Genomic DNA, 25,602 nt, shown 5'->3' with positions numbered 1-25,602 from the left:
GGCACCGCTCTTGAGGGGACATCACTCATGTCTGCTTCTTCGACTGCCCGTCGTATCGCTGTCATGGCTATGGCCGCCGGAACCGTGGTCTCCGTCATCGCCCTGCCGGCCACCGCGGCCGACCGGGACCATCACCGCCATCCGCAGGTGGAGATCACCGGCGTGCAGGCCGACAGCCCCGGACGCGACGACCACAGCAACCGGTCGCTGAACGCCGAATGGGTCGAGATCACCAACCACACCCGCCACGCAGTCAATCTGCGGGGCTGGACGCTGCGCGACGACGACGGCCTCCGCTACCGCTTCCGCGACGTCCGCCTGGCAGGCCGGGACACGATTCGGGTCCACACCGGCATGGGCCGCGACATGAGCGCCCACCTCTACCAGGATCGGCGTGACTACATGTGGGACAACCACGCCGACAAGGCCATCCTGCGCAACGACCGCCATCGCACCGTGGACACCGAGACCTGGGGCCGCGGCGGACACCACCACCACCGCCGCTGACCATGCCCGGTGCTGAGCCGGCTACCTGTCTCGGGAGGCCGACTCGCTCGGCACGGTGAGTGTTCTGCGCCGGTCGGCTTCAGCTGTCCGGCGCATTGCTCTGCCACGTATGGGGGAGTGGCGGTCGTACGTGGCTGTCACCCACCCCACCAGCAGTCAGCACAGCAACACCAGCAGTCAGCACAGCAACAGAGCCGCCTGCCAAGGCAGTTCGCCGAGCGGCGCCTCAGGGTTCGTCGCGCAGTGCAGCGCGAGCGCCGCACCCGCCGCCCCGTCGAGGAAACCCGGCCGATGGACGAGCGCCCCGACTCCGGGTGCGACGGCGGGCCACAGGAAGGGGTTGGCCGGGTCCGCCGCGGCTGTAAGAGAGCCGGTCAACCCCGGGATCACACCCGCCAGTTGTTCTCCTCCGGGCTCTCGGGACATCAGGGTCACGATCGTGGTGAGTCCCGCCAGGCCGTGGCAGAGCGTGGGGTCGGCGAAGTCGGTGCGGTCGCAGGCGAGGGCGACGGCGGTCACCGCCTGCCGGTTCCATTCCGGTTCCTTCAGCGCCAGTGCGGCCAACTGGACGGCGCGGGCGACGCCGGGTGTTCCGTAACACCAGCCGGTGCGTGCCTCGGCCAGCTCGGGGCGGGCTCCGGAGGCCGCGGTCAGTTCGGCGTCCAGCGGCACGATGTTGGGCCAGCCCGCGCCGTCCGGACTGCGGCGGGCCAGGAGCCATTCGGTGATGGTGCGGATCGCCTGCTCCTGGCCGGGCACGTGGACGCCCGCGCGGTGGGCGAGGGAGAGCAGTGCGAGTGGGCCGGGGATGCCGTGGGCGAGGCCGACGTTGAAGTGTCCGCCGGGAATTCCCTCGGGTTCGCTGAACAGGATCGGGTCGGCGGTCCACCAGCCGGGCACGGTCCTGCCGCCCGGTTCGGTGACCGGGCGGGTGAGCGCGACGAGGTGGGCGAGGATGAGACCGAGGGTCTCGCGGTGCTCGGGTCCGGCCGCGAGGAGGAGACGCCCCAGGCCGGAGAGGCCCCCCACGACGTCGTACCCGGTCATCCTGGCCCCGCCCGTTCCGGCCGCCACGCGGGGAGTGTCTTGTTCGACGAGCCGACGGGCGAGCAGGGCGACTTGGGCATCGAGCTTGGTGAGCAGCGCCGCGTATTCGCCGGGCTTGGTGACGGCCGTACGGGCGGCGAAGGCGACCGCGGGCAGTCCCGCGTAGAGCCCTTCGCGTGCGGGCCTGGTCACGCCGGTGACCGCCGCCGTCAGGTGTGCGTGAGTGGCGCGTGCGTATCCGGGTTCGGTGTGCGCGAGTGCCGCGAGGAGGAGCGCGACGCCGGCGTGGCCGTCCGCGAGGGACTGGGGGTGCCACAGGGAACGTGTCTCGGCGAGTTCCGGGGTCTGTCCGGCGGTTACTTGTGCGGCCAGGGCGACCGGATCGGTGAGGCGCTCGGCGAGCAGCGCGACGGGGTTGTCGGTCATGATCGGGCCCTTTCCCGGTCGAGGTGCGCCTGGACCGCGCCGCGGGCCACGGCCAGGCTCCGTGCCTCGGCCGTACGGTCCGTCCCGAGGCGCCGGTTGCAGTGCATGTGGACGAGGGAGGCGAGCACCGCGTCCGGGGAGACGCTCAGCGCGCCCCGGTCCTGCTCCTCGCGCACCAGACGTCCGAAACGTTCGGCCGCCGCATGGTGGGTGTGGGCTTCCGGGCCGTTGGGTGTGAGGTGTGCGAGTGCTTGTTTCCTTCGCGCCGCGAACGCCTTGTGGTGCTGTTCCCGCTTGGGATACGTGTGAGTGAGCCAGTGCCGCCAGTCTCCGCCGTAGCCCCGGTGAAAGGCCGCTACCAGCCCGGTCACGTCGTATGCGGTGGCCAGGATCCGGTCGGGCGTCGGAGCCGCGAGGCGTTCGAGCACCAGTTGGCTGTCCGCGTGGAAGACCTCTTCGGCCGCGCCGAGCAGCGTCGGCCCTCCGTAGCGCTCGGTCTCGGGCGCGTAGCTGTCGAGGCGCAGTCCCCGGGCGAGGCCGTCTGAGGCCAGTTCCTTTGCCAGGTCGTGGAGTTGGGGCAACAGGACGCCGTTGAGGTGGGCCGGGTCACCGTGCAGACGCAGCCGCAGGTGAGGGTCCGGGTCGGCGTAGCGAATGAAGAACCAACGGTCGACGCCGCCGGTCTCGTCGGACGGGGAGGGCAGCGCGGTCAGGAAGCGGTGCAGTGGGCCGGTCAGGAGTTCGTCCTGGCGCTCGGCGGAGGTGTAGAGCGACGCGTACAGCCAGGGCCCACCGGGTGGGATCTCGCCGGCGCCCTGCCGGATCGCCGGGGGTGTGGTGCGTACGGGCCGTACGGATTGCGGAGGGTGTGCGTCGGAACGTGGGTGATGCGGTGTCAGGGTCGCTACGGCTTCCGCCTCGTGAGCGCCGCCGGGGCCGTACAGCCAGCCGCTGTCGGGGTCCTGGCCCAGGGGCAGCTCGTGAACGACGGCCACACCCGTCCGCTCGCACTCGCGGCGCAGGATGTCTCGGTGCGCGGGGATGGCGAGGTTCAGTGGGATGCGGTGGTCGCCGAGGGTGAGGTGGACGTGGTCGGGCACGTGCCAGAGCGCGCGCCACTCCTCCAGAGGCAGGCCGCCCGCCTCCAGGCGCCAGCGGGCCGGAGCGAGCAAGGTGCGGCCGGTGCGTACGGCGGGCAGGAACGGCAGGTCCTCCGCGGCGCCCCATTCCCACAGTCGCCATTGCCTGCGGCTGAACGCGGCGGCTTCGATGAGGAAACGGACCGCGTTGGGCGCGGTCAGTTCACGGTTGAGTACGTGCAGTGCCGAAGGGGCCAGCTCTCGGCCGAGCGGGACCGAGACGATCCGGAAGCCTTCGGAGTCGGCGCAGACAGCGATGTCGTCGAGGGAGAGGTCGGTGATGCCCGGCGCGGCGGGGCCGGGGTGGGCGCCGATGACCAGGCGTCCGTCGAGCCAAGTGGGCACCTGGGCGACGTTGGCGTGCCGATGGTGGGAGGCCTGGTGGTGGATCTGGACGGGGAGACGCCCTGCGGTGTCCGCGCGGGCGGTGCGCACCGTCTGCCGTATCGACTCGGCCTCTACTGGCTCGAAGAGGTGCGCGAACCGGCCCATGAGGCCGCCGGAGGCGGTGGCGGCGCCGTTGAGGACGAGTGTGAAGTCGCCCCGGTCCACGGCGGCCGCCGACGACGCGGCGATCTGCGCGACGAGTTCGAGGGCGGGCGGCGGCGCTCCCTCGTCGGCCGGGTCCCGCTCGGCGGTCCCGCCGCCGTCCGCGGTCTCCAGCTTGCGCAGCCACCGTTCGTCCAGGACGACCTCGCGCGCGCCGCGTGCCTGCGCCTCGGCCGCCAGTCCCAGCAACAGCCGTTGGCGTGCGGCTCCCAGCGGGGCGAGCCCGGGGTCGGGGCGGTGGCTCGGGGGCAGCCGGTAGCCGGCCGGGGCGCCGAGACCGATGTCGGGGTCGAGGAGCTCTTTGACGGGGACGTAGCGCCCCAGGCCGTACCGTTCGACGAAGTCCTGGTGGTACGGGGTCAGGCGGCCGCGCCCTGGGGGTGCCAGGCGCCACAGTGCGGCGGCGGCGCGCTCCAGTTCGCGGGCTACCTCGTGCGAGAGCACGGCGGTGCCGTCCAGACGCAGGTCCACCTGGATCGCGTGTGCGCCGGGAGTGGTGTCCTTGAGGGCGGGGGAGGTGCCGGCGACTGCTTCGGCAGCGGTCTCAAGTGCCGTACGCCAGGCGGCCCTTCCCTCCCCGAGCGGGGTGCGGAGGTAGTCGTCGAGGACTGCCCGCAGCTCGGCGACGCGCCCGGCGGCGGGGGTGTCGGCCGGGAGTAGGGCTTCGACGTGTGCCAGCGGATCGGGGGTGTCCAGAGGTGGGCGCAGTTCCGTCAGGAGCACCTCCGCGCCGATGAGTTGGGCGACGAGTCGGGCCACGGCACCTTCGGGCGCCCCGGTGAACTGGGCTTCGACTTCCTCGACCAGGGCGTCGCAGCGTATGGGGTGGGCCGCGGCTGCCAGGACGGCGCGTACGACCGGGGTGTGGCGCAGGGTCCGCGACTTGGGGCGGTTCTCGTCGGCTGGGGTGGCGGCTTCCTGACCGGGTACGAGCCCGGCCGGGGCGAACGGCAGGACCAGGCGCCCGCCCCGTACGAAGCACAGCCCGTTGGCCACCACGCTCAGCCCTCGGTGTACGGCCGGGTCGCGCTCCCACTCGGCGATCAGCCGGGCCAGCAGGCCGGCGTCCAGCCGCGCGGCTTTGTGCCCTTGGCCGGTGAGTTCGCCCTTCGTGGCCGGGCCGAAGGAGCCCCACAGGACGCCCGCGAGCAGCCCGAAGGGGGTGGGCCGGGACGCGGCCCGGAGTAGGTAGCGAGTCGCCGCGCGATGGGCCTTGCGCAGATCGGAGGCGCTGACGGGCGCGTCCGCGAGGACGGCGTCGAGGGTGCGGGCGAGCGAGGGGCTGGAGACGTCCAGGGCCTCGCGAAATCGTGCGTCGGCGACCAGTTCGGTGAGCTGGGCACGGAGCGCGCCGAGGGCGTCGGCTTTGCCGCACTCGTCGCCTGTCTCACCACGGGCCTTCCTCGCGCCCTCCCGTGAGTCCCGCGAGGCGATGGTCTGTTGGGGCGCGTCTTGCCAGGTCGCACGGGCTCTCGGCCGCGCCAGGAGCGGCGCTCTGAGAAGCACTCCGTCCGCACAGTGGAACACCGTTTCCGCGCCTTGTTCACGCCGCATCTGTGCCCCTGCCCCTTACTGGATGGCTCATAAAACTGAGTTAAGAAACCTCAATTCCCCTTCCCGGGGAATGGCGTCACAGTACCCAGACACCCCCGCGCCCGTAACCCCTTGACTCCGTTCGCTATCCGTACATAGATTCCGATCTCGTCACCCGAGGGTGACGATTCGTTCGGTTTCACAGGTTCCACTGGAAGGAATTCCCATGCCCGAAAGCATGACTCAGGACCTCTTTGACATCGACCTCACCGAGACCGCCATCCAGGACGTCGCCCAGGACAGCGCCGCAGGCGCGATCTCGGGCGAAGAGTCCTGCTTCCGCACGTGTACGACCTGCTCGCTCTGCTGACGCAGGCCATGTGAAGGGCCGGTTCCGACAGTGCTCCGCACGGCCGGAACCGGCCTGTCGGCTCGTTTGCGCGGGCCGGGAAAACCGGTCGGGCAATGCGTGTTGCCCTTTTGGGCACGGGTCTCCGGACCAATGGGCAAGGTTGCGGAGTGAGCGCCTGCGCCGTTGACTCGTCGATGGATTATCGGCGACCTTTTATTTTGTGCTGCGTACGCAATGCGACCGTTTCGATAAACGCGGGAACGCCGATCCCACCCGTGCCAGGAGGGTCATGCGAGTCATCACTCAGCAGGAGTTCGGCGGTCCCGAGGTGCTCACCATCGTGGACGTGCCGGAGCCGCAGCCCCTGCCGACCGAGGTTCTCGTCCGCGTCAAGGCGATCGGACTGAACCCGCTGGAAGCGCGCCTTCGCGCAGGCGAGTTCCCGCTGCTCGGCCGTCCGCCGTTCGTCCTCGGCTGGGACATCAGCGGTGTGGTCGAGGAAGGGCCGCAGACCTGGCGGTTCAGGCCCGGTGACGAGGTGTTCGGGATGCCGCTGTTCCCGCGGGCGTCGAGCGCGTACGCCGAGGTCGTGTCGGCACCCGCGTTGCATCTGGCACGTAAGCCGGTGTCGCTCTCACACGTCGAGGCGTCGGCGCTGCCCCTCGTCGGGCTGACGGGGTGGCAGGGTCTCGTCGACCTCGGCGGTGTGAGCGAGGGCGACCGCGTCCTGGTCCATGGCGGTGGGGGAGGGGTCGGCCACGTCGCGATCCAGATCGCGAAAGCGTTCGGCGCGTACGTGGTCGCGACAGCGAGCGGCAGCAAGCGGGAATTCGTCGAGGGGTTCGGCGCCGACGAGGTGATCGACTACACGGCCGTCGACTTCACTCGGGCGGTCCGCGACATCGATCTCGTGCTGGACACGATCGGCGGCGACACCGTCGAGCGGTCGCTCGAAGTGCTGCGCCCGGGTGGTCACTTGGTGACGGCGGTTGCCGAGGAGGACGTGAAGCTCATCTCGAAGGTCGAGGCGGCCGGCATGCGCTTCAGCGGCATCGCGGTCGACCCTGATCCTGTCGGCCTGAGAGGCCTCGTCGAGCTGGTCGAACAAGGAAGGCTCCGGGTCCACGTGCAGGAGACGTTCCCATTCGAGCGCGTCGCCGATGCGCATCGGCTGCTCGAGAGTGGTCACCTCCGGGGCAAACTGGTCCTCACCGTCTGATCTTGTCGCGGAGGTGAGGACGGGGTGGGCCGAGAGGTTGCACCGGTGCCGGTTGCGTCAGGCGCGGTCAGGCTGTCTCCGGCAGGTCGTTGGCTTCGCGCACGGCATGCCAGCAATCGGAGCACAGGTCGAGCCAGCGCGGTCCCCTGCCGGTGGAGTTGACGATGACGGCGGCGGTGGCCGCTGTGCCACAGCCCAGGCACAGGTGTCCGCCGCACGCGGCGCGGAGGTGCAGCGCGGCGTCGTCGACGTCATCGGGCGCGGCGGGCAGGAGGCCCGGGTGAGCGGCGATCAGGTACAGCAGACCTGCGGCAGATGCGTTATTCATGGGGCCTCCGGAGGGTGGCGTACGGGGAGAAGTGGCTCACACCTTGGTGTGCCAGGCTGGTGCCCGTAAGGGTGGTGCGCCCCGTCCGGCACGGGCGTGGTCGCCGCGAATGAACGTATACGAGAGTCGCGAGATGGATCAGCATGGATCAGCTTGAGCGGACCGTCGAACTCCTTCGCGGCACGGTGGGGCCCGAGCTCGTCGGTGTGTTCTTGCACGGGTCTGCCGTGCTCGGAGGGCTTGCCCCGGCCAGTGATCTCGACGTTCTGGCCGTGACACGCAGGAGCCTGGGGGATCGTCAGCGACGTTCACTGTTGGACGGGCTGCTGGAGATCTCCGGCCTGACCTCCGTGGTACGACCGGTAGAGCTCACTGTGGTGGTCGAGTCCGAGGTCCGGCCCTGGAGGTTTCCGCCGACTGTCGATCTGCTCTATGGCGAGTGGCTGCGAGCGGAATACGAGAAGGGCTGGATCCCCCAGCCCGGTCCTGCGCCGGACCTGGCCCTGGTGATCACGGTGGCGCTGGCGGGTGACCGTTCGCTGACGGGACCGAGGCCTGCCGAGGTGCTTGCGCCCGTGCCGCACTCCGACCTCGTCCGGGCGAGCGTCGCGGGTGTGCCTGAGCTCCTCGAAGAATTGGATGAGGACACCCGTAACGTTCTGCTGACCCTCGCACGTATCTGGACCACTCTCGCCACAGGCGAGATCAAGACGAAGGATGCCGCAGCCGACTGGGCTCTGGCCCGTCTGCCCCTGCGGCATCGCCCCGTCCTGGAGCACGCGCGGAATATGTATCTCACCTGCCACTACCAGGACGAGACGTGGAGCAGTCAGCTGATGTCCCAGGTCCGCCCGCACGTCGAGGCTGTGCTCACCCGGATCGACGAGGCGGGCCGCGGGCGTCGGCCCGGTCATGAAGGCCGAGGCAGAAGGCGGCGACAGGGAGCCCAGTAACTCACTGACCGGTCGCATTCGATCCACGTCTCAGTCGCGGGGCGGCTCGTCGGCGAGTTGGTTGCTGCGGTCGATGTCCGGCATGTGGGTCTCGGCCCAGACCCGCAGGGCGGAGAGCGGTCCTTCGAGGGACAGGCCGAGCTCGGTGAGCCGGTAGTGGACGGCGGGCGGCACGGTGGGCTCCACTCGGCGCGCGACCAGGCCGTCGCGGACGAGGCTCTGCAGGGTGACGGACAGCATCTTCTGTGAGATGCCGGGGATACGGCGCCGCAGTTCCGCGAAACGGAGCTCGTCCGGCGCCTCCTCGGCCAGCATTTTGACCGCCATCGACGTCCACTTGGTGCCGATGCGGTCCAGCAACTGGCGGGTCGGGCAGAGCGGATTCAGCAGATCACCCCGCTCACCGGGCCGCCGACTGGGTTCGCCGGGCCTCGTTGTGGTCACTCAGGGCTCACCACCTGAAGGGAAAGTGCCGTCTTGGGAGACCCAGAGTAGTTCCTTAGCGTGATGTGGTCACCATTCCTCACCACATCTGGAGCCTCCCCATGCCCGAGCTGCGGCGCATCCCCGTCAACGGTGTCGAACTGAACGTCGCCCTCGCCGGATCGGGCCCGGCCGTCCTCCTGCTGCACGGTTTCCCGCACACCTGGGAGGTGTGGACGGACGTCATGGCAGACCTGTCCGGCCGCTACCGCGTCATCGCGCCGGACCTGCGCGGGTTCGGCGCGAGCAGCCGGGCCGTCTCCGGGTACGACGCGAGAACGCTGGCCGAGGACGCCGCGGCGCTCCTCACCACGCTCGATGTGTCCTCGGCTGCGGTGGTGGGCATCGACGCGGGTACCGCGCCGGCCTTCCTCCTCGCCTTGCACCGCCCCGGTCTCGTCCGACGCCTGGTCGTCATGGAGTCCTTGCTGGGCAGGCTGCCCGGCGCCGAGGAATTCCTTGCCGACGGGCCGCCGTGGTGGTTCGGCTTCCACTCCGCCGCGCCCGGCCTTGCCGAGACCGTGCTGGAGGGCCACGAGGCCGACTACGTCGACTGGTTCCTGCACGCCGGCACGCTCGGCGACGGGGTGCGCCCCGCCCTCCGGGACGCCTTCGTCCGCGCGTACACGGGCCGCGAGGCGTTGAGTCGCGCCTTCTCGTACTACCGGGCGCTGCCCGAGAGCGCCGTACAGATCGAGCAGGCGGTCGCCACTGCCCGCCTGACGGTGCCGACGATGGCGTTGGGCGCCCGGCCCGTCGGTGCGGCACTGGAACGCCAGCTCCGCCCGGTCACCGACGACCTCACCGGACACGTCATCGAAGGCTGCGGCCACATCATCCCGCTGCACCGCCCGCGCGCCCTGCTCACGCTGCTGCATCCATTCCTGGCCGGTGAGGACGCGGAAGTATGAGTCCCTGCCAGCAGGGCATTGCCGTCTCAGGGCGTTTCTAGCGCCTCCAGGTACCAGGAATGAAAATCTTCCGCTATGTGGTGCTCGTGCGGGACGAGGACACCGCCGGGTTCATAGGCGCTGGACTTCATGTTGAGCTGGCACATCTCGCAGACTTCGAAGTCCTGCTGGTTCACCCGGTGAAATAGCTCGACGGAGTGGTCGAGTTGCGCACTCTCGGGAACGACTTTTGCGAACAGCCAGTCGCACTCGACGACCGTGCGTTCCGCGGAGACGGGGAAGAGCCGGTGAAAAATGACGTGGTCGGGAACGAAGTTGATGAAGACCTGAGGGTTGATGGTGAGCCCCCAGTACGTCCGGTCCTGGTCCTCGGTGATGCCGGGGAGTTTACCGAACCCGCCGGTGCCGTCGATACTGAACGCCTCCGCGTCGTCCCGGAAACTGAGGCCTCGTCCCACGTAATGCTGAGCCGCGTAACCCTGGACGCATTCGGGAAGGACGCTCGTCAGCTCGGGGTGGATGGAAGCGCAGTGATAGCACTCCATGAAGTTCTCGACGATGATCTTCCAATTGGCCTTGACGGTGTAGCTGATGCGGCGGCCGACCTTCAGGTCCGCCATCTGCCAGCTGTCGACGGCCTGTTCGTCGTCGAACCGCCGGGTGATCGCGTGGACGACGGTCTCCTCGAAGGAGGGCGGCTCCTCGGCGAGGCAGATCCACACATAGCCGAGGTATTCCCGCACGTGGAGCCGCTTGAGCCCCCAGTCGCCGCGGTCCACGTCGGGCATCTTGGCGAGGTGCGGCGCCGCGACGAGCCTGCCGTCGAGGCTGTAGGTCCACGCGTGGTACCCACACCGGAGGTTGCGCCTGACCTCTCCGTACTTCTCCTTGCAGAGCAGGAAGCCGCGGTGCCGGCAGACATTCAGGAAGGCCCGGACCACACCGTCGTGTCCACGGACCACGACCACGTTCTCCCGGCCCACTTGCGCCGTGTGGAATGTGCCGGGAGCGGGCACGTCCGACACGTGTGTGACGGCGAACCAACTGCGGTGGAATATACGGTCCCGCTCCTGCTCGAAGATCTCCGGATCGCTGTAGTAGCGACCGGACGGGGTCGCCATCAGGCTGGGCACGATGGTGGTCACTTCTCTTCCTTTCTTGTCCTCGCCGTCGGCGGTAGCGAACCACCGGTGAGATCTCCTCCATTGGCTGACCTGCACCTGTTGCCATCTACAGAATTACCCGGAGTGTCGTCAAGACCACAAGACTTTTCAGACCACGGCCCCAGGTCCGCAACGTGAGACAAAAGCAGTGAGGTGCGCATCCGGTGCGCCGTAACTCACCGCTTATACACGTACATTCCGGTCAGTGACGCAGGCGCCCTGTGAAATAGTCCCAGAACGGGCGAGCAATCCAAGAGATGCCGATCCGAACGGGTCTGACCAACGCTGGTTTCTCTGCCACCCCAAGGAGGAATTGAGCATGGTGGAAGATCTGCTCACCCGATCCGCCTCGGAATCCGGCCAAAGTTATGCATGTGGCGTCGGCGACGTTCCGCTCCTGGACGAGACCATCGGAGCGAACTTCGACCGGATCGCCGCATCCTTCGGTGCCCGCGAAGCTCTGGTGGACCGCGTGACGGGCCGTCGGTGGACGTACGCCGAACTGGCCGACGACGTCGACACCGTGGCCCGAGGGCTCCTGGCGCTCGGGATCACGAAGGGCGACCGCGTCGGTCTGTGGGCGCCCAACTGCGCGGAGTGGACCCTGACGCAGTACGCGACGGCCAAGATCGGCGCCATTCTCGTCACCCTCAACCCCGCTTACCGCACCCACGAATTGGAGTACGTGCTCAACCAGGCGGGGGTGCGGTTCCTCGTGGCCGCGAAGAGCTTCAAGTCCTCCGACTACGAGGGCATGATCGCCGAGGTACGGCTCGCGTGCGCGGGCCTCGAGCACGTCTGTCTCATCGGGACCGACGACTGGGACACCCTGCTGGCCGGCGGGGCACACGTCACTCCCCGGGAGCTGACGCAGGCCGGGGCGTCCCTGAAGGCCGGGGACCCGATCAACATCCAGTACACCTCGGGCACGACGGGGTTCCCCAAGGGCGCGACGCTCTCGCATTTCAACATACTCAACAACGGTTATTTCGTCGGTGAGTTGTGCAATTACACCGAGGCCGACCGCGTCTGCATCCCCGTGCCGTTCTTCCACTGCTTCGGCATGGTGATGGGCAACCTCGCGGCCACCAGCCACGGCGCGTGCATGGTGATCCCGGCCGCGGCGTTCGACCCCGGCGCGACCCTGGAGGCCGTCAACGCCGAGCGCTGCACCTCGCTGTACGGCGTTCCGACCATGTTCATCTCGGAGTTGGCCCACCCGGCCTTCGGCTCCTTCGACCTGTCCTCCCTGCGCACCGGGATCATGGCGGGCGCGCCGTGCCCCGTCGAGGTGATGATGCGGGTGATCGACGAGATGGGCATGGCGGAGGTGACCATCTGCTACGGCATGACGGAGACCTCCCCGGTGTCCACCCAGACCCGTGCGGGCGACTCCCTGGAGCGCCGGGTGTCCACGGTGGGGCGCGTCGGCCCCCATCTGGAGGTCAAGGTCGTCGACCGGGAGACGGGCGCCCTGCTGCCCTGCGGCGAGCAGGGCGAGGTCTGCACCCGCGGCTACTCGGTGATGCAGGGCTACTGGGAGCAGCCGGACAAGACCGCCGAGGCCATCGACGCGGACGGCTGGATGCACACCGGCGACCTCGGAGTCATGGACACCGACGGCTATCTGAGCATCACCGGACGGCTGAAGGACATGGTCATCCGCGGTGGCGAGAACCTCTACCCCCGGGAGATCGAGGAGTTCCTCTACACCCACCCCGACGTCCTGGACGCACAGGTCATCGGCGTACCGGACGAGCATTACGGCGAGGAGTTGATGGCCTGGATACGGCTGCGGGAGGGCGCCGAGCCGCTCACCGCCGCGTCACTGCGGACGTTCTGCACCGGCAAGCTGGCGCACCACAAGATCCCCCGCTACGTACGTGTCATCGACGAGTACCCGATGACCGCCAGCGGCAAGGTGCGCAAGGTGGAGCTGCGCGAGCTCGCCGCCGACCTGCTGCGCGCCGACCAGCCGGGGAGCGCCTGAGCGGCCCGTCGGTGGCCGCACACCGCTGAGGTCGGGCCATCGCCCCCTGCGCGGACGGTAGTTCAGTCTCCGACCCCGTGCGCGCGTACCCCCGCGGCGCGCACCACCCGAACACTCGCCACCACAGGAGGATTTCGTCATGCCCGCCGAACTCGCCCCAGAACCAAGCACACCGGACTCGCCGCCACCCGCCCCGGACACGCACGCGCACACGGGACGGCCTGCGGCGGGAGGCCGTCTGCAGTCCCTGACCGGTCTGCGGTTCATCGCCGCGTTCCTCGTCCTGATCGGCCACGCCGCCTACGTGCCCGTGTTCAGGGATGCCTCGACGTACGAGTACGTCCACGAGCACGGGCTCAACTTGGGATACCTCGGTGTCTCGGTGTTCTTCGTCCTCAGTGGATTCGTACTGACCTGGGTGGCGAAGGCGGGCGACTCCGCGAAGTCCTTCTGGCGACGACGAGCGGCCAAGATCCTCCCCACCCATGTCGTCGTCTTCGGATTCGGCGTCGTCTTCCTGCTCGCGCAGAACTTGCCGGTCAAGCCGCTCCAGGCGGCCGCGACGCTGCTTCTGGTGCAGGCATGGCTGCCCGACAGCTCCTTCGTCATCTACTCCGTCAACGGCATCACCTGGTCGATCTCCGTCGAGCTGGCCTTCTACCTGGTCTTCCCCCTGCTCATCGTCTGGGTACGGCGCATCAGGCCCGAGCGCCTCGTGTACTGGTTCACGGCCGTCGCCCTCGCCGCGCTCGCCGTTCCCGTGCTCACGTCGCTCTTCCTGGCGGGCCCGGACAGCCCCGTGCTGCCGGGCCTTTCCTGGGCGCAGATGTGGATCGGCTACTTCAGCCCGCCCGTCCGCGGCCTCGAGCTGGTCGCGGGCATGCTGACCGCCCGACTGATCAGCGAAGGCAGGTGGACGCTGCGCGTGGGCGTGCTGCCGGCGTCGCTCGCCGTGGCCGGGGCGTATGTGCTCACCCTGTCCCTGCCGGTGGTGTACAGCTTCGGCGCGTTCTACGCCGTGCCGGTCACCGTGCTGGTCGCCGCTTTGGTCACCCGCGACATACGGGGCCGCGGCAGCTGGCTCGGGCGAAGGCCGATGGTGTGGCTCGGTGAGGCCGCGTACGGGTTCTGCCTGGTCAATCTGATCGTCCTGTTCACGATCCACATCGTGCTCGGCAGGCCGGTCATGGGCACCGCGGCCGGGGTCCTGTACCACTTGGGCACGGGCCTGGTTTGCGTCGCCGTCGCGCGCCTGTTGTACGTGCTCGTGGAGATGCCGGCGACGCGCCGGTGGGGGCGGAAGCGGGACGCCGCACACCGGAAGCCGAAAGGTGCGGCGGCCTCCGGCCGGGTGTGACCTTCTGGGCACGACCGCAGAGGACGGGTGTCCGCCAAGACGATCAAAATGCGCCACCGATGTGCGCAACCCTGTGCCCCCCTCGCAGGTCAAACGCACGTACACATGGCAAAACCCGATGGGGGAGTTCACGTCTTGAAGAAGTACACGGCAGCGCTGGCCACGAGTATCGCGGTCTGCGCTGCCGCACTGGTCGCCGTGCCCGCGGCGCACGCGGGCGGCGGCGGTGCTCAGAGCCGTACGGAAACCTTGGTGGAAGGGGGCAAGATCTACGCCCTCTATGAGCACATGTCCTCGCGCTTCCACCCGAAGGACGTCACGCTCAAGATCCACGCGAAGAATGACAGCAGGGTCCTCGCCGACGTACGCCTCGACGGCACCGAGGCCTGCCCCGAGACGGACGACTGCTACGAGGACACCTTCAGGTCCGAGCCGGTCACCCTGCCCGCGATGGGTGCCTACGTGATCGACGTCGTGGCGAGGGAAGGACAGTCGAACGAGGTCGTCGAGCGGTCCACCGGCTACCTCAATTACGGTCTCCACCCTCGGCTGACCCTCGCCAGCAGCCGCCCGTGGATCTCCTACGACAACGCTTCCCTCACGGTCTCCGGGTCCCTGGTGGCCGAGGACCCCCAGACCCACGAGGTGAAGCCGTTCGCCGGGGTGGGCATGTACTACCGCGCCCGGGAGGCCCACAGCGAGGGGTGGGTGTGGACGGACGAGGCGGGGCGCTTCACGTCCTCCGAGCACTTCAGTGAGTACAGCACCGCCACCACCTACGAGTACATGTTCGACCAGCAGTACGAGTCGCTCACCCTGCCCTTCCGCCGGCAGGCGCTGAAGCTCGCGGTGGACGCCCCCACCGGCACGGTGACCGCCCCGTACGGCAGTGACATCCCCGTCCGCGGCAAGCTCACCCGCATCGCGGACGACGGCACCGAGAAGCCGCTGGCAGCCGAGGTGCAGATCGGCGACACGGCCGCCGTGAGCGGTGCGGACGGCACCTTTTCCACGGCATACACCGTCAAGCAGGGCGGACAGGTGAGTGTCCGGCCGACCGCGTCGAACTGGTTCACGGCGCCGGCACCGCACACCTTCACGCTGGCCACGCCCCCTCGGACGAGCGAGTTGTCGAACGTCAAGGCCGAGGTGAGCAAGTACCGCAAGGTCACCTTCACCGGAAAGCTCGGTGTCACGCAGGGCTCGTACCCTGCGGGCACCAAGGCGAAGGTGTCCATCGACCGCCGTACGGAGGGCGGGTCCTGGGCGAGCACCGGCACCTTCGACGCCGCGTACGGCGCGTCCTTCACGGCCTCCTCGCCGAAGAAGGCGGATGCGGGCGCCCAGTGGCGGCTCCGCCTGGTGAACGCGGGCGTGAACGGTCAGAGCTTCACGCTGGGCCGCACGTACACCAAGATCTGGAACGACGGCGTCTCGCCCGAGGGCGTGCGCAAGGGCTCGACGCTCACGGCCAAGGGCGGCCTGATGCGCAAGGCCGGGTCCACCTGGCGGCCGTACGGCGGCCAGAAGATCCGTGTCTGGTTCAAGGCCGCGACGGCGGGATCCGCGTGGCAGGAACTGGGCAGCACCAAGACGCTGGCCGACGGCACGTTCCGCAAGAAGTTCACCGCGCAGCGGGACGGCACGTGGCAGATGCGCTACACCGACACGGTCGGATCCCACTACGCGGACTACGGAAGTGAGGATTACGTAGACGTCCGTTAGCACCTCGGGTGCGGGAGCGGAGTTGCACCTTCCGTAGCGGCATGTGGTCCGGTGGACTCACGCCCCGGTCCCTTGAGGAAGGTCCCTGCTCATGCACTCGTCCTTCGTGCCGCCGCGCCAGGTCAAGATCGGTGACGCGGCGGCCTTCGTCGGCAGCACACCCCGGGCGATTCGCCATTACCACGAGATCGGCCTGCTCCCCGAGCCCGAGCGGGGCGGCGATGACCGCCGCCGCTACGGGTACGAGGACATGATCCGCCTGCTGTGGATTCGCAAGATGGCCGACGCCGGGGTCGCCCTGGACGACATCCGTGACGCCTTCACGACCGGCACGGCTTCCGCCGCTGCGGGCAGCGGAGACGGTATCGCGGGCATCCTGGAGCGGTTGGAGAACACCCTCGCCGAGCAGGAGGCGGAGCTGCGGCGGCAGCGGGCCGCCGTGCAGCGGATGCGCACCGAGGGCAGCCGGATGGGTCTGCTGTCCGACGTCGTCACCGACCGCCTCAAGAGCCTGCCCGAGGGCTCCCTGCGTCAGGCGGACCTGGACAGTCTGCTGGTCACCGAGCGGATCTTCGGTCCGCTCGGCGCGGCCATCCAGGCCACCCGCTTCGTCGTCCTGGCCACGCACCCCACTCTGCGGGAGGCCTCCGACCGCATCGACGACGCCGAGGAGGCACTCGACGACAGTGTCGCCGTCGATGATCCACGGGTGGCTCAAGTGGCCGTCGAACGGCACGCCTTCGAAAGTGCCCTGCAGACCGTCATCGAGGAGTCCGGCCTGGAGAAGGACGACGATGCCCTCTGCGACGCCTGGGACACCTTGCACCCGGACGACGGCGAGGACGACGCCGACCTCAGCTCCGGCAGGCGGGGAACTGACTCCATGAGCGTTCTCGAAGCCATCGGCAAGATGCCCTACGACTTCTCCCCAGCCCGCCTGCGCTGTATGGAACTGGCCGCGGAACTCTAAGGCTGCGGTGCCCCGGACGCGGGCGATCGGCCCGTAGGGGCATGAGTGCGGCGGTAGCCACGAGGTGTCGTGCCGGTCAGCGCGCGGAAGTGATGGCGCAGGGCGGCGGGGGAGGCGAACCCCGTCGCGCCCGCGACGGCTTCGACGGGTGTGTCCGTCTCCCTCAGCAGCCGCATCGCCTCGTGCAGGCGCGCACGCAACACGTACTGGAGTGGGCTGAGCCCGGTGTGGGCGCGGAAGCGGCGCGTCACGCCGCTGGTGCTCGTGCGCGCGTGGGCGGCGATCTCGGGGAGCGTGAGCGGTAGGTGGAGGTGCGTGTCGATCCACCGCAGGGTGGGTTCGAGTCCCGCGCTTTCGGCGACCTCGCGGTCGATGGTCTCCTGGACGCTGTCCGCGTCGCCGTGCAGCGGGGTGATCAGTTCCCGTGACGTCTCCCCGGCGATCCGACGACCGTGGTCGCGGGCCAGCAGTCGCAGGCAGACGTCCATGCCCCCGAACACTCCGGCCGCCGTGCAGAACGGCCCGTCCTCGACGACCGTACCGGCCGGATCGACCTCGATACGGGGGTACAGCGCGGCCAGTTCCTCCACGTGCCGCCAGCCGGTCGTGGCCCGGCGGCCGTCCAGGAGGCCGGTGGCCGCGAGTGTGAACGTCCCGGTGCCGACGGCGGCGACGCGGCCTCCCCGGGCCGCCGCCGCACGCAGCGCGGCGACGACGGCCCGGGGAGGCCGCCCGGCACGGGAGCCGTCGTGCCCGGGAACCAGGACGACGTCGGCGTCCGCCAGGCCGTCGAGACCGTACGGCGGACGGATGGCGAGCGCCGGCCCCGGGCCGCCGGTCGCCCGGAACCCGGGTGCCGCGCAGAGCCTGACCTCGTAGGACACGTCGGGGTACTCCCGGCAGGCGGTACCGAAGACGAGTCCGGGCGTGGTGAGGTGATGGCCCGGAGCCCCGTCGAGGGCGAGGACGGCGATCACTGACATAGCGGGAATCCAACCATCCGCGCGAGCCGACCGGCGTCAGCCGCCTCGCGGTTCGCCGGTCGGCCGCGCCTGCGGGGTCGTGCGGCGGCCGCGTGAGCCGTCGGTCAGCCGTTCTTGTGGATCGTCTTGTGGATCCAGGTCTTGAAGGCGGGCACGTTGGAGTAGAGCCCGGGCCCCGTCCCGCAGCCCTCGCGCAGGCTGCCCGGCCCGGACGTGGCGCCGATCAGTTCCCAGCGGCCGTTCGTCGCGCGCTGGAGCTGCGGGCCGCCGGAGTCGCCGTTGCACGCCATGGCCTTCGGCTTCGGGCTGACGGTGCACAGCCGCGTCTTGCCCGCCCAGCCGGGGGCGCACTCGCTCGTCGCGCCCCTGCGCGTGTCCAACTGCTGGAGGCGGTCGGGGAACTTCGCGTCCTCCAGCGACGGCGCCTCGACGACCGTGCCGTAGCCGAGGATGCGGGTGGGTGTGCCGACAGGACCCGCCTTGTGGGCGATGCGCACGGGCTTCTGGGAGACGGGACGGTCCATACGTATCAGCGCGAGGTCGTTCTTGTTGTGTGTCGTGCCCGTCATGTCCTGCACATAGCCGGGCGCGGTGACGATCTTGTCGATGTTCCGCACGGACCCGCCGGTCGTACGGTGGTCGCTCCCGACGCGGACCTTGCCGGTCAGCGTGGCCAGCTCGGGGTTGACGCAGTGCGCGGCCGTGAGGACCCACTGGGGATCGATCAGCGTCGCGCCGCACTGCGCGCCGAATTCCTTGACCGGCACCGTCGCCATGAACGAGTAGTGCTGCGTGGCGTCCTCGCCGTTAACGATGGCGCTCGCGCTGCCGGTCATCACCGTGACGCCGAGGAGTGCGGTCGCGCCGAGCGCGGCGGCGCCCCGGGCGAGCAGCCGGCGCGAGCCCCGCCGGGAGCGGTCGGCATGGTCGGAGGAAGGGGGCTCGGGGGAGGTGGTGGTGTCCGTGGCGGGCATGTCCGTGGCGTGCATGAACGGGCCTTTCGCAAAGGTTATGGAGCTGCGCGGGGGAGAGGCGTCTGTCCGCCTTCGTCCCACCGGCCCTGCGATCATCCGTCGCGGACGGCCCCCGCAAACAGCGGCTGCGATGTCACCGTGGGCTAAATTCTGGACATGTCAGTGATCGCCGTCCTCGCCCTCGACGGGGTCCCGGGGCACCAGCTCACCGCCCCCGGACTGGCCTTCGCCACGGCGGCCAGGCACCACCACCCGGTCGCGTACGAGGTGCGGGTCTGCGCGGGACCGGAGTTTCGCAGCACGGGCGGCGCCGCGCCCTTCGGCCTCGACACGCCCTGGGGCATGGAGGGCCTCGACGACGCCGATACGGTGCTGGTGCCGGGGCACGAGGACTTCCGTGCCGCGCCGCCGCCCGGTGTCGTGGACGCACTGCGGGCAGCGGCGGCGCGCGGGGCCCGCATCGGCGCCGTCGGCACCGGCACGTTCACGCTCGCGGCCACCGGTCTCCTGGACGGGCGCCGGGCGGCCACCAGTCGGCGGCACACCCGGGAACTGGCCGCGCTGCACCCTCGTATCGAGGTGGATCCCGAGGGAGCCGCGGTGGCCGACGGCCCCTTCCACAGCGCGGCCGGGGTGCTCGGAGGCGTCGACCTGTGTCTGCACTTGATCACCCTGGATCACGGGGAGCCGGTCGCCATCGAGACGGAACGGCAGCTTTTTCTGCAGCTGCACACCGGGCCCGAGGACGTGGATGTCCCGGCACCGGCGGTTGGTTCGGGTGCGGTCACGAAGGCTGCGTCGGGGGCCGCCCGGGGTGCCGCTCCCGAGGCCGCGTACAACGCTGTCACTCCACCCGGCAGCAGCCTCGAACCGGTGACGCGGTGGATGGAGGCCAACCTCCACCGCCCGCTCACCCTCGACGACATCGCGGGCCAGGCGCAGCTCGGCATCCGCAGCCTGACGCGCCGCTTCCGCGCCGAGACGGGTCTCACCCCGCTCCAGTACCTGCTGCGCATGCGGATCCAGCACGCCCAGCGGCTCCTGGAGCGCACGGACGATCCGGTGGAACGCATCGCGACCCGCAGCGGCCTGGGCACCCCCGCCAACCTGCGCCATCAATTCCAACGCTCCACCGGCACCAGCCCGACCACCTACCGCACGGCGTTCCGCGCGCTGGTCTCCGGCATCACGTGGCCGGAACGCCCCGATCAACCGTGAACACGGCCCGTCGGCTTCGCGCGGCATCCGGCCGGGTCAGCCGTATATCGCCACGCGGTAGAGCGCCGCAAGCGCGTCGTCGATGGGATGTGGCTGCGGCTTGCCGGAGGAGTCGATCCTGTTCCACCTCTGCAAGTTCACCGCGATCGCCATCTGCCGCTCGCCGTCGGCGCGGGTCAAGGCCAGCGCCCCACCACCCCAGACCGTGCCGCCATGGCCCCAGAAGGTGCGCTGCCCGGGCGCCTCGACCGGATGCATACCGAGGCCGTAGTCGATCATCTTTCCCTCCTGGGAGATGATCGGGGCGGTGCGTTGCATCTGCGCCAGCGACGCCGGGCTGACGATCTCCCCGGCCAGCAGCAGGCGGAAGAAGCGGTTGAGGTCCGCGACGGTCGATATCAGTGAGGCCGACGGCCCCGTCCATGACATGTCGTAGACGCTGTACTCGCGTGGTGGGTCGATCATGCCGAACCACGCCTCGTAGAGGTGCGAGTGCGGCCCGTCGACGTTCGGCCCGGTGGGGAATCCGGTGTCCCGGAGCCCGGCGCGCTCGATGACGTCGCGGGTGATGTGCTGCTCGGCGGTGGTGCCGGTCACCTGTTCCAGGAGCTGGCTCAGGAGCAGGTAGTTGGTGTTGGAGTACACCCCCGGCGTGCCGCCCGGGGCGTTCACGGGCGGTGCCGTGACCCCCATCCCGATCAGTTCAGTGGGGTCGAACCGGGTGAACCGGTGATCGTCCAGACTCTGGGGCCCGGTGTCCGCGAGGGCAGGCATCGCCTTGAGGGAGGGATAGGCGTACGGGAGATACTCGGCCAGGCCGCTGGTGTGGTTGATCAGCATCCGGACCGTGATCGCGTCACCGCGTTCGCCGGGAACCAGCTTCGGAAGGTACTCGCCGATCGCTGTGTCGAGCCCGATCCGACCGGCTTCGACCTGCCGCAGAACCGCGGCGGCGGTGAAGGTCTTGGTGATGCTGCCGACGCGGTGGCGCATGTCGGCGGTGACGGGGCGACCGGTGGCGACATCGGCGACCCCGGCCGCGCCGCGCCAGACCAGGTCGCCGTCACGCACCTCGGCGAACAGGCCCGGCATCCCGGCGCGGTGGACGTCTTCCATGGCGGCATCCAGCGCCGCGGGATCCAGTGAGTTCCTCACGTCATGCGTCCTTTCGCTGTGCTCGGAGTGAGCTCCGCATCAGTCGCCCGGCCTGGGGCGACCGACATGCGCGGCACGTCGGCCCGTCTGCTGCCGGGTCGCTCGGCACGCTCATGTCCTCATTATGCACGCGGTGCGTGCAACACCAAGTGCATAAGTTAGACTGGGGCCGACGAGAGGGGCGAAATGGCAGGTCGACGGCGTTGGTCGACAGACGAAATCCTGGATGCGGCAACGGAGTTGCTGCGCACGAGCGACGCGGAGTCGTTCAGCGTGCGCAAGCTCGCGGCGGCTCTCGGGACCGATTCCTCCAGCCTGTACCGGCACTTCCGCAGCAAGACGGAACTGCTGCGAGCGGTCGCCGACCGGATCCTCCTTGCTTCCATGGACGGCTACCGCGGCGAGGGCGACTGGAAGCAGCGCATCACCGCCCTGGCTCTGCGGGTGAGAGAGGCGTTCGGGCAGCAGCCCCAGCTCGCCGCGGTCTGGGGGCGGTACGCGTCGGGCGGCGCGGGTTCCCGGCTGGTCGTGGAAGAGGTGTTGCAGGCCCTGCGCGCGTCGGGGCTGCGTGACGAGGAGATCCCGGTGCACTACCACCGGATCGCGGTCCTCATCGCCGCGCTGGTCGCCTCCGAGGCCGGAGCCGGCGCCATCACCCCGGAGGAGTACGAACAGGGCATGGAGCTGTTCCGCGTCACGGTCCTGGGCGCCGACCCCGAACGCTTTCCCGCACTGGCCCACTTCGCCCGCGACGTCCGCCCGCTCGGAGCGGATCGACGCGCCGCTTTCGATGAGATCCTCGCCGCCCAACTCGCCCACATCGAGGCGGGGATCTGCCCGAGCTAGTGCCGTGACCGTAGGACCATCACTGGATTGAGTCGGCAGACCGGCGCGGCGCGTGGTCGCCGCCCCATCGAGTGCCCTTCTCACTGCGGCTTCGGGCACGTTCGGGCCGCTGCGTGGCCGAGCGTCTTGGTGGCGAGCGCTCTGCTGCCCTTGCGGCGACGGTCGATGCCGCTCAGGGTTTTCCGCCACCGCACCGCCGTTCCGGACCCGCAGGATCTCCAGCAACGAAGCGGGCAGACGGACGCCGAGCCGACGCTCGGCATCCTGAACGGTCGCGTCGGTCAACGGCGGCTGAACCCCGTGCCGGCCCTCGCCCCAGAACGTCGCCTTTACCTCATCAAACCGCGCCACCAACCGCTCCGGCGACAACGTCGACCTGATCGCCTGGGGCAAGGCCGCCGTCATCAGGGACAACACGACCCCCGGCTACTGTGTGCGGCCGTCCGACGTGCCCGCCGACGCCGTGACGTCCTCCGGCTCCGGCCTCGACCTGGACATCTCCCCGCAGTACGACGCCCTCCAGGCCCAAGGAACTCGCAGCTTCGTAACACCGCGACGGAGAACCGCCCGCCCCTCGCGGGGCGGGCGGCCCGTGCCTACCGTGCCCAGGGGAACCAGTTGGGCAACTGGTCCGGTCGGCACGGCAGGTCCTTGGCTGTCTTCAGTGCCCCGACGCCGCGCAGGCTCACCCCCGGGGTGGTCAGAGCCACGAACGCGTCGTCGCGTGTACGGCCGCTGATGTCGGTGATGCGCAGGGCGATGGTGAACTTCAGGTGGGCCGGGCGCAGCCCGAACGACTGGGTGACGCCGACGGACTCGCCGAGCTCCACCCATGCGCGGCGCTCCACCGCGTACGCCTCCACCCGGTACGCGCGCAGGTCCGTGTCCGGCCGGACGAACACGGTAACGTCGTCGTCGCCGCCGACGGCCAGGATGACCAGGCGGGTGATGCCGACCTCCAGCCGGCCCGCCGCGCCGAGCGAGACGAACGTTCCCGCGGGCTTGTCGACGACGCTGCCGAGTACCGCGCGCGCGTCGGCGTGCTGGTTGGCGTCCTTGATCGCGCCTGCCTCGAACTTGATGACGCGGTTGGTGTACCGCAGGTCGCCGACCGGCGGCGTGTGCTTCGGTACGAGCACGTCCTCGCCGCCGAACTGCAGACCGATGGCGGGGTTGACCTTCGGGTCGAACGTCACCGTGCCGGTGTACGAGCCGTCGAGCCGACTGGTCAGCGCGCCGGGTTTGCCGCCGAGCGCGGTGAGGCCGAAGCCGCCGGCCGTGTCGGGGTTGATCAGCAGGACGTTGCCGAACCGGTCCCGCGGGATGACGGTCGCGTCGATCTGGCCGGGCCCGGTCTGGTTGACGTCGATCCGGGTGTGCTGCGGCTCGGGCCGCACCATGACGAGCGTCTCCTGCTTGCTCTCGCGGTGGAAGCTGGTGCCGTCGGCGGTGATACCGGTGGCGGACAGGTAGAAGACGTACTGCTTCGGGACCGACGTGTCTGTGACGGTGGCCCGGTAGTTGCCGGTGCCGTCCGCGTCGCTCATCGCCTGGACGTGCTCGCGGCGGCTGCCGTCGATGTTCAGCCCGGCGAGCTGGGCCCCCAACTGCCTGACGAGCAGTGGGGTGGCGTCCTTGCCGGCGAGCAGCTCCTCGGCACGTTTCAGCGCCTCGGCGGGTATGCGCAGCGCGGCGATCTGGTTGTCCGTCGACTGCACCGGCGCGGTGGTGGACAGTGATACCGCGGCGCCGGTCACCGGCCGGCCTTCGGCGGTGAGGCGGCCGGTGACGGTGATCGGGTCCCCGGCGAAGTAGGTGCTCTTGTCCTGGCTGACCTCCAGGCGCAGCGTCGAGTCGGTGAGCACGTCGTAGACGTAGTGCTCGACGTCGGGATCGCCCTCGCTCGTCGCGCCCGTCGTGTCCGCGGCGCCGATAACTCCGCCGCCGGAGCTGACGAGCAGCCGCCAGGTGCCGTCGCGCCCCCGGGTGCCGGACGTGCCGGTGGCCCCCTCGGAGCCACTGCCGCCTCGCAGGAAGTCCCGGGGGATCAGGTACATGTTCGAGCGCGTTCCGCCGTGGAAGGTGACCTGGGAGAACTTGCCCTGGCCCGCGTTCTCCGGCGTGATCAGTTCGCAGTTCGGGGTCAGCAGTTCCAGCCGCAGCCTGCTGGCGTCGGGGGTGTTCCAGTCCAGGACGAAGGCGGCCTTGTCGTCGTACGGGGTGATGACCGTCTCGTGGCGGATCTCCCGCTCGCCGAAGACGAACACGCCCGGAGGGTCGGCGGGGGAGGAGGCGTCGGTCAGGCCCTCCTTGAGGGCGTTGCGCAGGACCGCGCCGAGCTGGGTGGGGGTGAACCCCGGTTCCGTGACGCTGTGCGAGACGCCGCCGAACGAGCCGTCGGCGAGGGTCTTGATCAGGATGTGGTCGACGTCGGTGTGCCCCTCGACGCCGTACCCGATGCCGTACATCGTGATCTTCTTCTCGGCGAGCGAGGTGCCGGAGGGCGCCGTGCCGTTGGGTGGTGCGGTGAACTCCTTCGGGTTGTGCGTACCCGAGTTGTGTGCCCCGTCGCTCATCATGATCAGCCAGCGGCGGCTGGTGTTGACGCTGAGCGGGTCAGTGCCGAAGTAGCTGGTGGAAGGCGCGAGGACGTGGTCGAGGCCGTCGCCCATCGGGGTGCTGCCGGTGGGCACGATGGCCTCGACGGCGTTGCCCGCGTCGGCCATCTCGGAGGCCGCGATCTGTTTCATCGGGACGATGTCGAAGCCGGCGGGGCCGGCGCCCACTGCGGGGAAGCGGGCGATGCCGAACCGGCCACCGTTGTCGGCGAAGAGGCCGAGGAGGTGCAGGAACCCCTTGGTCGCCGTGGTCAGCTCCCCCCAGCGGGACTCCGCGACGGTGGCGGGGGGACCCCCGAGTGGGTTGCCGCCCATGCTGCCCGAGGAGTCGAGCAGGAGGACGACCTCCAGCTTCTGCGTGACGGCGGTCAACGCGAGTTGCTGGTTGTGGCCGGCGGAGGTGCCCACCGTGGGGTCCGGTGGTGTCACGACGATGTTCGTGGTCAGGGTGGTCTTGTTGTCCGGCGGGGGCGCGGCGGGCGCGGTGAACCGGAGCGAGAGGGTCTCCGTGCGGGAGGGGCGTACGGTCAGCGGCAGGGGCGAGGTGACCGTGAAGCCGCTGGACGGAAGGGAGCCCGCCGTGGCGATGGTCAGCGGGGCGGTGCCCTTGTTGGAGACCTGCACGCTGTCCGAGTCGGACTTGTTGACGAGGGAGAGGAAGGTGGACACCGTGCCCGGCGAGATGTCGAGCCAGGGTTTGGCCGTGTCGGTGGCCGTGTCGGCCACCACCCAGGTGAACTCGACTGGCGCGCCACCAACGTTGTTGTTCCGGAAACCCAGCCGCCAGGTTTCCGCGGTGCCCGCCTGGTCGAACCCCATGCGGATGATGGCCACGTTGTCGGCCTCGACGTCGCGTTTCACGTCACCCAGGTACGTGGTCTTGTTGAACACTCCGCCGGTGAATCCGGTGATCTCCACCGCGGGTCCCTCGGTGTCGCCGGGGGTGGCCGGGGTGTCGGGGTGTCCCGCCCGGATGAACAGCGTCGGGAGTTCGACGGCGCCCGTCGCGCACACCCGGACGTACATCATCTTCGCGTAGCCGCCCTGGTCGCGTGGCCCGGCCAATTGGTCGATGCCGACGAAGACCGGGGGGCCGGTGTTGACGGTGAGTGCGGCGGTCTGCGGATCGGGATAGACGTGGAACGCCATGAGCATT

Annotated in this window: 20 protein-coding genes and 1 pseudogene; 12 read left to right on the top strand and 9 right to left on the bottom strand. The window is 69.6% G+C overall.

Annotated features, from left to right (window positions below):
* Positions 1-63 precede the first annotated feature (63 nt).
* Entirely contained in the window at positions 64-507 is a 444-nt protein-coding gene (locus ACZ69I_RS09305; protein ID WP_470831194.1) for a lamin tail domain-containing protein, read from the top strand.
* A 177-nt stretch (positions 508-684) separates the two neighbouring features.
* Here ACZ69I_RS09305 and ACZ69I_RS09300 read toward each other — a convergent pair whose 3' ends face one another.
* On the bottom strand, positions 685-1,980 hold the full coding sequence (locus tag ACZ69I_RS09300; RefSeq protein ID WP_470831193.1) for a lanthionine synthetase C family protein: 1,296 nt from the start codon (positions 1,978-1,980) through the stop codon (positions 685-687).
* Positions 1,977-5,222 (bottom strand): lantibiotic dehydratase, encoded by a 3,246-nt coding sequence (locus tag ACZ69I_RS09295; RefSeq protein WP_470831192.1) that lies wholly within the window; start codon positions 5,220-5,222, stop codon positions 1,977-1,979. Before ACZ69I_RS09295 ends, ACZ69I_RS09300 begins: the two co-directional genes overlap by 4 nt.
* 205 nt (positions 5,223-5,427) lie before the next feature.
* On the opposite strand from ACZ69I_RS09295, the gene ACZ69I_RS09290 reads away from it, so the two are divergent.
* On the top strand, positions 5,428-5,571 hold the full coding sequence (locus ACZ69I_RS09290) for a hypothetical protein (RefSeq protein WP_361729674.1): 144 nt from the start codon (positions 5,428-5,430) through the stop codon (positions 5,569-5,571).
* A 271-nt stretch (positions 5,572-5,842) separates the two neighbouring features.
* Positions 5,843-6,772, top strand: a complete 930-nt coding sequence (locus ACZ69I_RS09285; RefSeq protein ID WP_470831190.1) for an NADP-dependent oxidoreductase — start codon at positions 5,843-5,845, stop codon at positions 6,770-6,772.
* A 67-nt stretch (positions 6,773-6,839) separates the two neighbouring features.
* On the opposite strand, the gene ACZ69I_RS09280 is transcribed toward ACZ69I_RS09285, so the two are convergent.
* On the bottom strand, positions 6,840-7,100 hold the full coding sequence (locus ACZ69I_RS09280; protein WP_470831189.1) for a hypothetical protein: 261 nt from the start codon (positions 7,098-7,100) through the stop codon (positions 6,840-6,842).
* A gap of 143 nt (positions 7,101-7,243) precedes the next feature.
* On the opposite strand from ACZ69I_RS09280, the gene ACZ69I_RS09275 reads away from it, so the two are divergent.
* On the top strand, positions 7,244-8,053 hold the full coding sequence (locus ACZ69I_RS09275) for an aminoglycoside adenylyltransferase family protein (protein WP_470831187.1): 810 nt from the start codon (positions 7,244-7,246) through the stop codon (positions 8,051-8,053).
* Between the two features lie 30 nt (positions 8,054-8,083).
* On the opposite strand, the gene ACZ69I_RS09270 is transcribed toward ACZ69I_RS09275, so the two are convergent.
* Entirely contained in the window at positions 8,084-8,497 is a 414-nt protein-coding gene (locus tag ACZ69I_RS09270; RefSeq protein ID WP_470831185.1) for a winged helix-turn-helix transcriptional regulator, read from the bottom strand.
* A gap of 101 nt (positions 8,498-8,598) precedes the next feature.
* On the opposite strand from ACZ69I_RS09270, the gene ACZ69I_RS09265 reads away from it, so the two are divergent.
* The gene (locus ACZ69I_RS09265) at positions 8,599-9,447 is read left to right on the top strand and encodes an alpha/beta fold hydrolase (RefSeq protein ID WP_470831184.1); all 849 of its coding nucleotides are present in this window, start codon (positions 8,599-8,601) and stop codon (positions 9,445-9,447) included.
* Between the two features lie 26 nt (positions 9,448-9,473).
* On the opposite strand, the gene ACZ69I_RS09260 is transcribed toward ACZ69I_RS09265, so the two are convergent.
* Complete coding sequence (locus ACZ69I_RS09260; protein WP_470831183.1) at positions 9,474-10,592, bottom strand: aromatic ring-hydroxylating oxygenase subunit alpha; 1,119 nt, start codon at positions 10,590-10,592, stop codon at positions 9,474-9,476.
* A gap of 337 nt (positions 10,593-10,929) precedes the next feature.
* Between ACZ69I_RS09260 and ACZ69I_RS09255 the strand changes: the two genes are divergently transcribed.
* The 4 genes from ACZ69I_RS09255 to ACZ69I_RS09240 all read left to right on the top strand — a co-directional run bounded on the left by ACZ69I_RS09255 (position 10,930) and on the right by ACZ69I_RS09240 (position 16,652).
* A complete protein-coding gene (locus ACZ69I_RS09255) occupies positions 10,930-12,600 on the top strand; it encodes an AMP-binding protein (RefSeq protein WP_470831181.1) in 1,671 nt (556 codons plus the stop codon).
* Positions 12,601-12,739: 139 nt separating this feature from the next.
* On the top strand, positions 12,740-13,957 hold the full coding sequence (locus tag ACZ69I_RS09250; protein ID WP_470831180.1) for an acyltransferase family protein: 1,218 nt from the start codon (positions 12,740-12,742) through the stop codon (positions 13,955-13,957).
* A 135-nt stretch (positions 13,958-14,092) separates the two neighbouring features.
* A complete protein-coding gene (locus ACZ69I_RS09245; RefSeq protein ID WP_470831178.1) occupies positions 14,093-15,682 on the top strand; it encodes a hypothetical protein in 1,590 nt (529 codons plus the stop codon).
* 91 nt (positions 15,683-15,773) lie between these two features.
* The gene (locus ACZ69I_RS09240) at positions 15,774-16,652 is read left to right on the top strand and encodes a MerR family transcriptional regulator (RefSeq protein ID WP_470831177.1); all 879 of its coding nucleotides are present in this window, start codon (positions 15,774-15,776) and stop codon (positions 16,650-16,652) included.
* On the opposite strand, the gene ACZ69I_RS09235 is transcribed toward ACZ69I_RS09240, so the two are convergent.
* Together ACZ69I_RS09235 and ACZ69I_RS09230 are read right to left on the bottom strand one after the other, a co-directional pair.
* A complete protein-coding gene (locus ACZ69I_RS09235) occupies positions 16,649-17,635 on the bottom strand; it encodes a GlxA family transcriptional regulator (protein ID WP_470831175.1) in 987 nt (328 codons plus the stop codon). The genes ACZ69I_RS09240 and ACZ69I_RS09235 overlap by 4 nt on opposite strands.
* Positions 17,636-17,739: 104 nt before the next feature.
* Positions 17,740-18,624 (bottom strand): S1 family peptidase, encoded by an 885-nt coding sequence (locus ACZ69I_RS09230; protein ID WP_470831173.1) that lies wholly within the window; start codon positions 18,622-18,624, stop codon positions 17,740-17,742.
* Positions 18,625-18,765: 141 nt separating this feature from the next.
* On the opposite strand from ACZ69I_RS09230, the gene ACZ69I_RS09225 reads away from it, so the two are divergent.
* On the top strand, positions 18,766-19,827 hold the full coding sequence (locus tag ACZ69I_RS09225; protein WP_470831172.1) for a GlxA family transcriptional regulator: 1,062 nt from the start codon (positions 18,766-18,768) through the stop codon (positions 19,825-19,827).
* Between the two features lie 36 nt (positions 19,828-19,863).
* Here the strand turns inward: ACZ69I_RS09225 and ACZ69I_RS09220 are convergent, their stop codons facing one another.
* Positions 19,864-20,982: a serine hydrolase domain-containing protein gene (locus ACZ69I_RS09220; RefSeq protein WP_470831170.1), complete on the bottom strand. Its 1,119-nt coding sequence runs from the start codon at positions 20,980-20,982 to the stop codon at positions 19,864-19,866.
* A gap of 186 nt (positions 20,983-21,168) precedes the next feature.
* Here ACZ69I_RS09220 and ACZ69I_RS09215 point away from each other — a divergent pair, with 186 nt between their 5' ends.
* Entirely contained in the window at positions 21,169-21,828 is a 660-nt protein-coding gene (locus tag ACZ69I_RS09215) for a TetR/AcrR family transcriptional regulator (protein WP_467678082.1), read from the top strand.
* Between the two features lie 304 nt (positions 21,829-22,132).
* A pseudogene (locus ACZ69I_RS09210) lies at positions 22,133-22,357 on the top strand (potassium-transporting ATPase subunit C); the annotation flags it as partial.
* A 67-nt stretch (positions 22,358-22,424) separates the two neighbouring features.
* Here ACZ69I_RS09210 and ACZ69I_RS09205 read toward each other — a convergent pair.
* Positions 22,425-25,595 (bottom strand): vWA domain-containing protein, encoded by a 3,171-nt coding sequence (locus tag ACZ69I_RS09205; RefSeq protein ID WP_470831169.1) that lies wholly within the window; start codon positions 25,593-25,595, stop codon positions 22,425-22,427.
* Between the last annotated feature and the right edge of the window lie 7 nt (positions 25,596-25,602).

It is taken from the genome of Streptomyces sp. NPDC036815, from assembly GCF_055609205.1.
This window is presented reverse-complemented; position numbering and strand designations above follow the sequence as displayed.

Excerpts from the sequence above, each read along its gene's own strand:
- ACZ69I_RS09305 (WP_470831194.1), top strand. The coding sequence starts at position 64 with ATGGCTATGGCCGCCGGAACCGTGGTCTCCGTCATCGCCCTGCCGGCC.
- ACZ69I_RS09300 (WP_470831193.1), bottom strand. The coding sequence starts at position 1,980 with ATGACCGACAACCCCGTCGCGCTGCTCGCCGAGCGCCTCACCGATCCG.
- ACZ69I_RS09295 (WP_470831192.1), bottom strand. The coding sequence starts at position 5,222 with ATGCGGCGTGAACAAGGCGCGGAAACGGTGTTCCACTGTGCGGACGGA.
- ACZ69I_RS09290 (WP_361729674.1), top strand. The coding sequence starts at position 5,428 with ATGCCCGAAAGCATGACTCAGGACCTCTTTGACATCGACCTCACCGAG.
- ACZ69I_RS09285 (WP_470831190.1), top strand. The coding sequence starts at position 5,843 with ATGCGAGTCATCACTCAGCAGGAGTTCGGCGGTCCCGAGGTGCTCACC.
- ACZ69I_RS09280 (WP_470831189.1), bottom strand. The coding sequence starts at position 7,100 with ATGAATAACGCATCTGCCGCAGGTCTGCTGTACCTGATCGCCGCTCAC.
- ACZ69I_RS09275 (WP_470831187.1), top strand. The coding sequence starts at position 7,244 with ATGGATCAGCTTGAGCGGACCGTCGAACTCCTTCGCGGCACGGTGGGG.
- ACZ69I_RS09265 (WP_470831184.1), top strand. The coding sequence starts at position 8,599 with ATGCCCGAGCTGCGGCGCATCCCCGTCAACGGTGTCGAACTGAACGTC.
- ACZ69I_RS09255 (WP_470831181.1), top strand. The coding sequence starts at position 10,930 with ATGGTGGAAGATCTGCTCACCCGATCCGCCTCGGAATCCGGCCAAAGT.
- ACZ69I_RS09250 (WP_470831180.1), top strand. The coding sequence starts at position 12,740 with ATGCCCGCCGAACTCGCCCCAGAACCAAGCACACCGGACTCGCCGCCA.
- ACZ69I_RS09240 (WP_470831177.1), top strand. The coding sequence starts at position 15,774 with ATGCACTCGTCCTTCGTGCCGCCGCGCCAGGTCAAGATCGGTGACGCG.
- ACZ69I_RS09235 (WP_470831175.1), bottom strand. The coding sequence starts at position 17,635 with ATGTCAGTGATCGCCGTCCTCGCCCTCGACGGGGCTCCGGGCCATCAC.
- ACZ69I_RS09230 (WP_470831173.1), bottom strand. The coding sequence starts at position 18,624 with ATGCACGCCACGGACATGCCCGCCACGGACACCACCACCTCCCCCGAG.
- ACZ69I_RS09225 (WP_470831172.1), top strand. The coding sequence starts at position 18,766 with ATGTCAGTGATCGCCGTCCTCGCCCTCGACGGGGTCCCGGGGCACCAG.
- ACZ69I_RS09215 (WP_467678082.1), top strand. The coding sequence starts at position 21,169 with ATGGCAGGTCGACGGCGTTGGTCGACAGACGAAATCCTGGATGCGGCA.
- ACZ69I_RS09205 (WP_470831169.1), bottom strand. The coding sequence starts at position 25,595 with ATGGCGTTCCACGTCTATCCCGATCCGCAGACCGCCGCACTCACCGTC.